Annotated in this window: 7 protein-coding genes; 2 read left to right on the top strand and 5 right to left on the bottom strand. The window is 70.1% G+C overall.

Translation table 11 applies throughout. The features are described 5' to 3' along the window. The 5 genes from D588_RS0105920 to cysD form a co-directional block, all read right to left on the bottom strand. On the bottom strand, positions 1-1,071 hold a 1,071-nt coding region (locus tag D588_RS0105920; protein WP_017915325.1), incomplete at its 3' end, for an efflux RND transporter periplasmic adaptor subunit. Positions 1,072-1,219: 148 nt separating this feature from the next. Then, positions 1,220-1,645, bottom strand: a complete 426-nt coding sequence (locus tag D588_RS0105915; protein WP_017915324.1) for a hypothetical protein — start codon at positions 1,643-1,645, stop codon at positions 1,220-1,222. Between the two features lie 119 nt (positions 1,646-1,764). Beyond that, positions 1,765-4,443 carry a M1 family metallopeptidase gene (locus tag D588_RS0105910; RefSeq protein ID WP_026143424.1) on the bottom strand — a complete coding sequence of 893 codons (2,679 nt, stop codon included), beginning with the start codon at positions 4,441-4,443 and terminating at the stop codon, positions 1,765-1,767. Between the two features lie 783 nt (positions 4,444-5,226). Then, complete coding sequence (cysN, locus tag D588_RS0105905; RefSeq protein WP_081613486.1) at positions 5,227-7,221, bottom strand: sulfate adenylyltransferase subunit CysN; 1,995 nt, start codon at positions 7,219-7,221, stop codon at positions 5,227-5,229. Beyond that, the gene (gene cysD, locus D588_RS0105900) at positions 7,221-8,129 is read right to left on the bottom strand and encodes a sulfate adenylyltransferase subunit CysD (RefSeq protein ID WP_017915321.1); all 909 of its coding nucleotides are present in this window, start codon (positions 8,127-8,129) and stop codon (positions 7,221-7,223) included. Before cysD ends, cysN begins: the two co-directional genes overlap by 1 nt. A gap of 195 nt (positions 8,130-8,324) precedes the next feature. On the opposite strand from cysD, the gene D588_RS0105895 reads away from it, so the two are divergent. Together D588_RS0105895 and D588_RS0105890 are read left to right on the top strand one after the other, a co-directional pair. Then, positions 8,325-10,202: an assimilatory sulfite reductase (NADPH) flavoprotein subunit gene (locus D588_RS0105895; RefSeq protein ID WP_017915320.1), complete on the top strand. Its 1,878-nt coding sequence runs from the start codon at positions 8,325-8,327 to the stop codon at positions 10,200-10,202. Between the two features lie 118 nt (positions 10,203-10,320). After that, positions 10,321-11,460: NADPH-dependent assimilatory sulfite reductase hemoprotein subunit (locus D588_RS0105890; protein WP_017915319.1), on the top strand; the 1,140-nt coding region annotated here is incomplete at its 3' end.

Genomic DNA, 11,460 nt, shown 5'->3' with positions numbered 1-11,460 from the left:
GCGCGCGCCGCCGCCGTTCATGCCGGCGGCGGCATCGACCACGGCCACGCCCGGACGCAGCTTGCCGGTGCCCTCGACCACGATGCGCTGGCCGGGCTGCAGGCCGTCGACGATCTCGACCAGGCCGTCGCGGCGCGCGCCGGTGCGCACGTCGGCGCGCGCCACGGTGGCGTCGACGCCGACGCGATAGACGAAAGCGTCGCGCCCCACCTGCACCACCGCGATCTCCGGGATCACCAGCGCCTGCCGGGCGGGCCGATACAGGCGCACGTCCATCAGCATGCCCGGGCGCAGCGCGCGGTCGGCATTGTCGAAAGCCGCGCGCACGGTGACCGCGCGGGTGGCGCTGTCCACGCGCGCGTCCACGGTGGCGACCTTGCCGTCGAAGGCGCGGCCCGGATACGCCACGCTGCGGCCGCCGACGGCATCGCCCGCCTTCACCGTCGACAGCGCCGCCTCCGGCACCTGGAAATCCACGTAGACCTGGGCCACGTCGTCGAGCGTGGCGATGGTCGCGTCGGGCGTCAGCAGCGCGCCGGGGCTGACCTGGCGCAGGCCGAGCACGCCGGCGAACGGCGCGCGCACGCTGCGGTCGCCGATCTCCGCGCGCATCTGCAGCACCCGCGCCTGCGCGGCATCGCGCAGCGCGCGTTGCGTGTCCAGTTGCGCGCGCGACACCAGTTGCCGCCCGACCAGTTCGCTCTGCCGCCGATACAGTTGCTCGGCCTCGGTGTAGGTGGCCTCGGCCTCGCGCAACGCCGCCTGCTGACCCTGCCCGCGCAGCGTCACCAGCGGCGCGCCGGCCGCCACTTCCTGGCCACTCTCGAAATGCACGCGCTCCACGATCTCGCTGACTTTGGCGGTCAGCGTCACCGACTCGCGGGCCTTGACCGTGCCCAGCGCGGCCAGGCTGTCGTTCCACTCACGGGGCTGCACCGTCTGCAGCGTCACCGGAATCGCGGCACTGGCCGCGGCCGGCGCCGGGGCCTTGCCGCAACCGGCGAGCACGAGCGCGAGCGAGGACAACAGAAGGCACACCAGGCGGACGCCGGCGCGTGGTCGGTGCGGCATGGAGATCCCGGACGCGTGGAGTTCGACCCAGTCTAACGGCCTGGCGTGACGGGCGTTGACACGTCGCGACCATGACCGACGACCCTTGCCGGCCAACGCATGCGCTGCGCGATGAGACGCAGCGCACGCGTGGCGCGGCTTGGGCCGCTCAATCAGTCTTGCCGGTACGACGCCGGGTGAAGTACGGATAGGCCACCACGAAGGCAAGCGCCGATGCAGTCCCAAGCAGCATGCGCACCGCCTGCCCCAGGGTGTGCGGCACATACAGGGCATGTGCCGACGCGTCATACCAGATCGCGTGCAGCATCATCAATCCGAACGAGGCCATCGGCAGTCCGAACACCAGCCAGCCGAAAAAGCGCAGCGCCGGCGACGTACGCCCCTCGGCTAATTTGCCGACGACCTCTGTGCTGGCCAGGTGGTACTGGAACGGATCGGAGGTGGCGTATCTGGGCGGCGGCGGCGGCGCTGGCTCGGGCTGCACCGGCTGATGCGTCACCTGTTCGGCGCACGCCGGTTGGACCAGTTCGGCCACATTGGTTCTGGCCAACACGTCATGCAGCTTCGGATCCATGCGTTCCCCCTGAACGTTGCCCGGCAGCGTCGTCCGCCACCGAATCCGCCATCCCTGCGCCTGCCGCGCGAGTGCGTGCCGCATAGCATGCGGGCGGCGCAGGGACCTGGCAACTGCAATCAGTGCGGCGAAAAAGCGGCGCGCTGTCGCGCCTGCAGCGCACTGCACAGGCGAATCGTCTCGGCGGTCTGCGCAAGGCCGCGGTCGGCGCCGCTGAGTGCCTTCAGGCGCGGCGTGAAGAACGCCTCCAGCCGGTCCGCTTCGGCGGCATCGCAGCCACCGCTGGCCGCCAGGGCCGGCAAGCGACCGCCGTCGAAGGAACCGGAGCGCGCCACGATGCGATCGAAGTGCGCGGTGTACCAGGGCCACATCGAGGCGTGCGTGGCCGGCTCGGCATGCGCGCCCATCAGCAGGCTGTTCATCTCGCCAACCTTGATCGCATCGGTCAGGGCGAAATCGCGCACCTTCTGCACCTGCTGCGGATCCTGCACGGCGCCGAGCGCTTCGATCATCGCGTTGCGCTGGGCCGGTTCGCCGTGACCGCGCAGGGCCGCGATCAATGCGTCCACCGCGGGCGCGCCGCGCGCCTGCACCGCCACCGTCAGCGCTGCGCCAAGCAGATCCGGGTTGGCGGCGGCGAAATCCAGCGCACCGCCCTTGCCGACCAGCACCGCATCGCCCTGGGCCAGCAGCGCCTGCCGCACCGCCGGCACGCCCATGGTCACCCCGAGCAGTTCGGCAAGGTTGGAGCGCAGCGCCACGTCGTCATCGCTGTCGCCGGCGCGGCGCCGATCGCCCAGCGCCTGCAGGCGTGCGCCGAACGCGGCGTCGGTGGCCTGGCGCAGCATGGCGCGCTGCGCCTCGTCGCGCGCCAGCACCCGCCAGATCCAGGCGATGCGGTCGTTCATCGCGGTGGCCACCGCCGTGGCCTTGGCCGGCGCCAGTTGCTGCATCGCCGCGATCACGTCCGCGGTATCGGCCTCGCCGGTGCGGAACGCGCTGTCGATGGCATCGGCATAGGCCAGCTTCTCGGCATCGTCGAGCGCATCGAGATGGCGGCCGAGCGCGGCCAGCTGCGGCTTGGGCAGGGCGAAGCGGTAGTAGCCGGTGCCGCCGGCATTCGGCATCACCCAGCTGTCGGCATCGGCACCAGCGAGCGCGAGGCGGCCGTCGCTGGCGGACAGCATCTGGCAGGCGCGGCGCACGCCCTGGCGCGTGCCGTACTTGACGCACACCGGCACGCCCCAGGTCTGTGCGGCGTTGCCGCGCGAGCCCAGCGGCAGGAAGCGCTGCTGGTGCAGGTGCAGCACCGCGCCGCCCGCCTCGGGCTGCAGCTGCGCTTGCAGATAGGGCACGCCCGGCTGATCGAGGAAGCTGCGGAATGCGGCCTTGACGTCCTCGCCCTTGCCGGCCGCGGCGGCGATCGCATCGACCAGGTCGTCGGCGGTGGCGTTGCCGAAGCGGTGCGCGCGAATGTAGCTGCGCATGCCGCTGCGGAAGGTATCCTCGCCGACGAACTGTTCGAACATGCCCAGCACCGCGGCGCCCTTGCGGTAGGTGATGCTGTCGAAGGCGGTCTCGATGTCGCCGTTGCCGGTGATCGGCTGGCGGATCTTGCGCGCGCTGACCAGGCTGTCGTTGTTCATCGCGTCATGCGCGGCACTGATGCGGTCCAGGTCGGCGCGGTACTGCGGGCGCAGGCGCATGGTGATCTTCTGCTGCATCCAGGTGGCGAAGGCCTCGTTGAGCCACAGGTCGTCCCACCAGGCCATGGTCACCGTGTCGCCGGTCCACTGGTGCGCCAGTTCGTGCGCGGTGACGTTGAACGAGCCCTCGACGTTGTGCCGCGGCGAATGGTCGTCCAGCAACAGCAGCCAGTCGCGAAAGGTGACGAACCCGGGGTTCTCCATCGCGCCGGCGGAGAAGTCCGGCGCGGCCACCAGATCCAGCTTGTCGAACGGATAGCCGAAGTCGTAGTAGTCCTCCAGCGCGGTGATGATCTCCGGCGTCTGCTGCAGCGCGCGCCGGATGCGCGGGCCCTGTCCTTGTGCAGCGACGCCGCGCAAGGGGGTGGACTGCGGGCGCTGCGGCGTGGCCGGCAATGCCGGCCCGTCGACCACGTCCCACGGCCCGACCGCGTAAGCCACCAGGTAGGTCGGCAGCGGCACGGTCTCGGCGAAACGCACGGTCTTCCAGCCCTTGCCCGCCGGCTCGGTGGACTCGGCGCGGGTATTGGCCAGCGCCTGCTCGCCCTCGGGCACGGTCAGGCGCAGGGCGAACGGCGTCTTCAGCGCCGGCTCGTCGAAGCCGGGGAAGGCGTAGCGCGCACTGATCGGCTCCATCTGCGTCAAGGCGTAGGCATGCCCCTGCGCCTTGACCTGGTAGAGGCCCTGCAACTGCTGATTGAACGGCGCGCTGTAGACGATGGTCAGGGTCAGCTCCTGCGGCTGCAGGGTGCGCCCGAAGGCGATGCGGGCCACGCCGGCCTGCGCGTCGGCCTGGGTGTAGCGAACCGGGAACGACGCACCATCGGCGGTGCGCAGCGTGGCCTTGCTCACCCGCAACTCCTTGCCGTGCAGCCACAGATGGTCGGAGGCGCGCTCCAGGCGCACGCGCAGGGTGGCGGTGCCGTCGAAGCTGGTGCGCTCCGGATCGATCTTCAAGTCCAGCGCATAGTGCTCCGGCACCACCCAATTCGGCAGGCGTCCGGTCGGCACCGCATCGGGGGCCTGCGCGCAGGCCGCGCCGCAGCACAGCGCGAGGACGGAGAACAGCACGCGACGGGACAGAGCTGGCATGGACGGGCCTTCGCCGATGAGGAGGGCGACGACTTAAGCATGCGCGGCCGCGGCTGTCACGTGATGGCGGCCAGTGTGACAACACAGGCGCTAGCGCGGCGGGAGTAGTTCGTCTTAGGAATCAACTGTCATGCAGCCGCGACGAACGATTCCTGCTGTGCCCCAACCTTGAAAGGCGTCGGGACTGAAGTCCCTCCCACAGTGAACTCGGCCAACGTATCGTAAGTCCCGGCAGAAGTCGTTCCACACGCGCGAATGACGCCCGCGGCTGCTGCGGAGGCCAGCGTTGTTGCGTGCCCACCACGATCAACAGGCGACGTCGGCCACCAAGTACAGCGCATTCGCTTTGCTATCGCTTTTGCTTCGGCTTTTGACTTGCCGGGTTCCCTTCCGCAGCGGCGGCCATCGCGGGGAAACACCCGAAGGGCGGCGCACATGGATGTACGCCGTCCGCGGCAGGGGCAGGATGCCCCTTCCGCGGATCCCCGTGAGCATCGCGGGACCCGGAGCGCGCAGCGCGGAGGGCGCAAGGCAGGGCGCGCTTTCTTTTGGTTACCTTTTCTTTGCGCGAGCAAAGAAAAGTAACTCGCCCGAAAGGGCGAAAGCCGTTGCTGTTGCTTGATTTTGCTTGTCGGACGAGCGGAACTTGTAGGAGCGGCTTCAGCCGCGACCGGGCGTTACCGGGAAAGCGTGGTCGCGGCCGAAGCCGCTCCTACAAAGGGCGCTACAGGGGCACGGCGAGACGGTCGACACCTGCCGCGCCAATTACCCCCCCTCGCCACCTCAGTCCTGCAACCCCAGCGCCGCCAGCACCTGCGCGGCCAGCGCTTCGACATTGTCGCCATCGGCGTGCAGGTGCAGTTCCGGCCGCTCCGGCGCCTCGTACGGGGAGTCGATGCCGGTGAAGTTGGGAATCAGGCCGGCGCGCGCCTTGGCGTACAGGCCCTTGACGTCGCGCGCCTCGGCCACCGGCAGCGGCACGTCGACGAACACTTCCAGGAACTCGCCCTCGCCGAAGCGCTCGCGCGCCAGTTGCCGCTCGGCGCGGAACGGCGAGATGAAGCTGACCAGCACGATCAGGCCGGCATCGGTCATCAGCCTGGCCACCTCAGCGACGCGGCGGATGTTCTCCACGCGGTCCTCGTCGGTGAAGCCGAGATCGCGGTTGAGCCCGTGGCGCACGTTGTCGCCATCGAGGATGAAGGTGTGGTAGCCCAACGCGTGCAGGCGCTTGTCGACCAGGTTGGCGATGGTCGACTTGCCGGCGCCGGACAGGCCGGTGAACCACAGCACCTTCGGCGTCTGGCCCTTGATCCGCGCGCGCGCGGCCTTGTCCACGTCCAGGTGCTGCCAATGCACGTTGCCGGCGCGGCGCAGCGCGAAATCCAGGGTCCCGGCAGCGACGGTGGCGTTGCTGTGGCGGTCGATCAGGATGAAGCCGCCGAGCGCACGGTCCTGCGCGTACGGGGCAAAGGCGATCGGCTGGTCCAGCGCCAGGTTGCAGTAGCCGACCTCATTGAGTTCCAGGCGCTTGGCCGCCAGCCGCTCCTGCGTGTTGACGTCGATGCGGTGCTTGATCTCGGTGACGCTGGCGGCCACGGTGCGCGCGCCGATCTTCAGCCAGTACGGGCGACCGGGCAGCAGCGCGGCATCGTCCATCCACAGCACGTGCGCGGCGAACTGGTCGGCCACCTCCGGCGGATCGCCGGCAGCGGCGATCACATCGCCACGGCTGACGTCGATCTCCTCGGTCAGGGTCAGCGTCACCGCCTGCCCGGCCACCGCGCGCGGCACCGCATCGGCGCCGATCAGCACCTGCGCGACCTGCGCGCGCCGCGCCGACGGCAACACCACCACCGCATCGCCGGGCTGTACCGCGCCGGCCGCCACGGTGCCCGCGAAGCCGCGGAACTGCGCGTGCGGCCGGTTGACCCACTGCACCGGCAGGCGCAGGCCTCCGTCGCCGCTGCGCGCGTCCAACTGCACCCCTTCCAGGTGTTCGAGCAGTGCCGGGCCGGCATACCAGGGCATGCGCGCCGAACGCAGCGACAGGTTGTCGCCCTCCAGCGCCGACAGCGGAATGCACTGCACGTCGGCGATGCCCAACTGCGCGGCGAGCGCGCGGTACTCGGCGGCGATCGCGTCGAACGTCGCCTGCGCGAAGCCGACCAGGTCCATCTTGTTGACCGCCAGCACCACGTGACGGATGCCCAGCAGCGCGACGATGTAGCTGTGCCGGCGGGTCTGGGTCAGCACGCCCTTGGACGCATCGACCAGCACCACCGCCACATCGGCGGTGGAGGCGCCGGTGGCCATGTTGCGGGTGTACTGCGCATGCCCGGGGCAGTCGGCGACGATGAACTTGCGCCGGTCGGTATCGAAATAGCGGTAGGCCACATCGATGGTGATGCCCTGCTCGCGCTCGGCGGCCAGGCCATCCAGCAGCAGCGCATAGTCGATGGCTCCGCCGCGGGTGCCGTGGCGCTTGCTGTCGACACCGAGCGCAGCCAGTTGGTCGTCGAACAGCCGCTTGCTGTCGTACAGCAAGCGACCGATCAGCGTGCTCTTGCCGTCGTCGACGCTGCCGCAGGTGATGAAGCGCAGCAGCGGCTTGTGTTCGTGTTGCTGCAGGTAGGCGGCGACTACGTCGCCGCCTACGGGAATAGGGAATGGGGAATGGGGAATGGAAACAGCGGTCTCCTGCGACGCGCCAGATGGCGGCGATGCTTGCTTTTGCACTTGCGATTCCCGATTCCCTGCTCCCGATTCCCAGCCCATCAGAAATACCCCTCCACCTTCTTCTGCTCCATCGAGGCGCCCGGATCCTGGTCGATGATCCGGCCCTGGCGTTCGGAGGTGGTGGCCTGCAGCATCTCGGCGATGATCCTCTCCAGGGTGTCGGCCTGCGACTCGATCGCGCCGGTCAACGGGTAGCAGCCGAGGGTGCGGAAGCGCACGCGGCGCAGCTGCGGGGTTTCGCCGGGACGCAACGGCAGGCGTGCGTCGTCGACCATGATCAGCGCGCCGTCGCGTTCCACCACCGGGCGCTCGGCGGCGAAGTACAGCGGCACCACCGGAATCGCTTCGCGGTAGATGTACAGCCAGATGTCCAGCTCGGTCCAGTTGGACAGCGGGAACACGCGCACGCTCTCGCCGGGATGGATGCGCGGGTTGTACAGATTCCACAGTTCCGGACGCTGCTGCTTGGGATCCCAGCGATGGTGCGCATTGCGGAACGAGAATACGCGCTCCTTGGCGCGCGCCTTCTCCTCGTCGCGGCGCGCGCCGCCGATGGCGGCATCGAACTTCCACAGGTCCAGCGCCTGCTTGAGCGCCTGGGTCTTCATCACGTCGGTGTGCACGCTGGCGCCGTGGCTGAACGGGCCGACGTCCTGGGCGACGCCGTCGGGATTGATGTGCACGCGCAGCTCCACGCCGGTCTCGGCGGCGCGGCGGTCGCGGAAGGCGATCATCTCGCGGAACTTCCAGCGCGTGTCCACGTGCAGCAGCGGGATCGGCGGCGGCGCCGGCGCGAACGCCTTGAGCAGCAGGTGCAGCAGAACCGAGCTGTCCTTGCCCACCGAATACAGCAGCACCGGGTTGCGGAACTCGGCAGCGACCTCGCGCAGGATGTGGATGCTCTCAGCCTCTAAGCGGTCGAGGTGGGACAGGGGGAACGCACTCATCGAGACGGCGGCGGCAGGCAGTGGGAGACCGGACCGAAGCGTAGCAGCGGTCGTGGCAGTCGGGGCGGCAGTGTGCGTCGCGCCGGCCGCCCGGCAGAAATAAGCCCCGGGCATGAGTCGATAACCCCTGTTCCTTTCTGCACCGCGCAACGCTTCCCTAACATCGGTCATCCCTTCCCAACACCCGGACCGGCCATGACCGCCGCCTCGCCCGCGTTGCCGCCCAGCCCCTTGCCCGAGGAGCGCAAGGCACTGCTGGCGCGGACCGTGGAGGGCCTGGACGCGGCCGGCCTGTGGTGGCTGTCCGGCTACGCCGCCGGCCTGGCCCAGGCGCAGGGGCCGGCAACGCCGGCGCTGGCCGTTGTCGCCGGTGCCGCCGCGTCACCCTCGCCCGCGCCGCAGTTGAGCATCGTCTACGGCAGCCAGACCGGCAACGCGCGCCGCGCCGCCGAACAGGTCGCCACCGAGGCCGAAGCCGCCGGGCTGGCGGTGCGCCTGCTGCGCGCCGACGTCTATCCCACCCGCGAACTGGGCAACGAACGCCTGCTGTACGTGGTCATCAGCACCCAGGGCGAGGGCGACCCGCCGGACGATGCGATCGGCTTCGTCGAGTTCCTGCAGAGCCGGCGCGCGCCAAAGCTGCCGCAGCTGCAGTACGCCGTGCTCGGCCTGGGCGATTCCAGCTACGCCGATTTCTGCGGCATCGCCCGGCGCCTGGATGCGCGCCTGGCCGAACTCGGCGCGCAACGGCTGCTGCCGCTGGGCGAGGCCGACCTGGAGATCGAGACGGTCGCGGCGCCATGGCGCGTGCAGGCGCTGGCGCAGGCACGCGACGTGCTGGGCCGCCACACGCCCGCGGCGCCGTCGGCCACGGTGACCCCGCTGCGCGGCACCGCGGCCACGGCTTGGAGCCGCACTCAGCCGTTCGCCGCCGAGGTGCTGGCCAACCAGCCGATCAGCGGCCGCGACTTCAAGGGACAGCGCTACGCCGCGCACGGCCCGGCCGACAAGGACGTGCGCCACCTGGAGCTGTCGCTGGCCGGCAGCGGCCTGCACTACGAACCCGGCGATGCCCTGGGCGTGCGCCATCGCAACCCGCCTGCGCTGGTCGAGGCGGTGTTGACCGCGACGCGACTGGACGGTCACGCCGAACTCACCGCCGATGGGCAGACACTGTCCCTGCACGAGTGGCTCAGCGGCCACCGCGAACTGACCCGGGCCTCGCGCCCGTTGCTCAGCGCGGTCGCCGAACGCGCCGGCGCGACCGCGCTGACCGAGCTGCTCGACCCCACCCAGACCGCCGGCCTGGCGGCGCTGCTCGCCGATCACCAAGTGATCGACGTGCTGCGTCGCTGGCCGGCGGATTGGGACCACGCCGCGCTGCTGCAGGCGCTGCGGCCGATAGTCCCGCGCCTGTACTCGATCGCCTCCAGCCGCAAGCGGGTCGGCGACGAAGCCCACCTCACGGTCGACGTGCTGGCCTACGACGCCCACGGCCATGCGCACGGCGGCGCCGCCAGCGGCTATCTGGCCGCCCTGGCCGAAGGCGACAGCGCGCCGGTGTACATCGAACCCAACGAACGCTTCCGGGTGCCGGCCGACGCCAGCCGCGACATCCTGATGATCGGCCCCGGCACCGGCGTGGCGCCGTTCCGCGGCTTCGTGCAGGAGCGCGCCGAGAGCGGCGCCAGCGGCCGCAACTGGCTGTTCTTCGGCGCCCGCCACTTCAACCGCGACTTCCTCTACCAGGCCGAATGGCAGCAGGCGCTGCGCAGCGGCGAACTGCACCGGCTGGACCTGGCGTTCTCCCGCGACGTGCAGCCGCTGCGCGGGAACACCGCTCCTTCCAAGGTCTACGTGCAGCAGCGCCTGCGCGAACACGGCCGCGCCGTCTACGACTGGCTGCAGAACGGCGCGCACCTGTACGTATGCGGCGCCATCGCCATGGGCAAGGACGTGCACGCCACCTTGCTGCACATCGTCACCGAGCACGGCGCCCGCAGCCCCGAGGACGCCGCCGCCTACCTCAGCCAACTGCAGCGAGAGGGGCGGTATGCGCGTGATGTCTATTGAGGTGGGGAATCGGGAAACGGGAATGGGGAATGGGCAACAGCCGGCCTCGACGGGCTTTCCGTAATCCGACGCACCCGCTCTTGCCATTCCCTATTCCCCATTCTCGATTCCCTACCCAATGTCCCACTCCGTCGAAGACATCAAGCACCACAGCCAGCGCTTGCGCGGGTCGCTGCTGCAGAGCCTGGCCGATCCGGTCACCGGGGCGCTGCGCGAGGACGATCAGACCCTGATCAAGTACCACGGCAGCTACCAGCAGGACGACCGCGATCTGCGCGAGGAGCGGCGCCGGCAGAAGCTTGAGCCGGCCTACCAGTTCATGATCCGCACGCGCACCCCGGGCGGGGTGGTGGATCCGGCGCAGTGGCTCAAGCTCGACGCCATCGCCACCACCTACGGCAACCACTCGCTGCGCGTCACCACGCGTCAGGCGTTCCAGTTCCACGGAGTGATCAAGCGCGAGCTGAAGGCGACCATGCAGGCGATCAACGCCGCGCTGATCGACACCCTGGCCGCCTGCGGCGACGTCAACCGCAACGTGCAGGTCGCCGCCAATCCGCTGGCATCGCAGGCACACGCCACGCTCTACGCCGACGCCGCGCGCGTGTCCGAATACCTGCTGCCCAACACCCGCGCCTACTACGAGATCTGGCTGGACGAGGAGCAGGTCGCCGGCAGCGGCCAGGAGGACGAGCCGATCTACGGCAACGCCTACCTGCCGCGCAAGTTCAAGATCGGTTTCGCGCTGCCGCCGGTCAACGACGTGGACGTGTTCGCCAACGATCTGGGCTTCATCGGGGTGCTCGACGCCGACGGCACGCTGGCCGGCTACAACGTCAGCCTCGGCGGCGGCATGGGCGCCAGCCATGGCGATGCGGAGACCTACCCGCGCGTGGCCAACGTGGTCGGCTTCATCGACCGCGCGCACCTGCTCGATGTCGCTACCGCGGTGGTGACCACCCAGCGCGACCTGGGCAACCGCACCGTGCGCAAGCGCGCGCGCTTCAAGTACACCATCGACGACCACGGCCTGGACACGGTGCTGGCGGAGATCGAGCGCCGTGCCGGCGTGCGCCTGCAGCCCACGCGCGACTTCGCCTTCGAGCACAACGGCGACCGCGCCGGCTGGCAGGCTGGCGAGGACGGCCGCTGGCACCTGACCCTGTCGCTGCCGGCCGGGCGCATCGCCGACCACGCCGACGGCGCGCAGCACCTCAGCGGCCTGCGCGCGATCGCCGCGCAGCTGCGCGACGCCGGC

It is taken from the genome of Xanthomonas sp. SHU 308, from assembly GCF_000364645.1.
In the GTDB taxonomy this organism is placed as follows: domain Bacteria; phylum Pseudomonadota; class Gammaproteobacteria; order Xanthomonadales; family Xanthomonadaceae; genus Xanthomonas_A; species Xanthomonas_A sontii.
This window is presented reverse-complemented; position numbering and strand designations above follow the sequence as displayed.

Excerpts from the sequence above, each read along its gene's own strand:
- D588_RS0105915 (WP_017915324.1), bottom strand. The coding sequence starts at position 1,645 with ATGGATCCGAAGCTGCATGACGTGTTGGCCAGAACCAATGTGGCCGAA.
- D588_RS0105910 (WP_026143424.1), bottom strand. The coding sequence starts at position 4,443 with ATGCCAGCTCTGTCCCGTCGCGTGCTGTTCTCCGTCCTCGCGCTGTGC.
- cysN (WP_081613486.1), bottom strand. The coding sequence starts at position 7,221 with ATGGGCTGGGAATCGGGAGCAGGGAATCGGGAATCGCAAGTGCAAAAG.
- cysD (WP_017915321.1), bottom strand. The coding sequence starts at position 8,129 with ATGAGTGCGTTCCCCCTGTCCCACCTCGACCGCTTAGAGGCTGAGAGC.
- D588_RS0105895 (WP_017915320.1), top strand. The coding sequence starts at position 8,325 with ATGACCGCCGCCTCGCCCGCGTTGCCGCCCAGCCCCTTGCCCGAGGAG.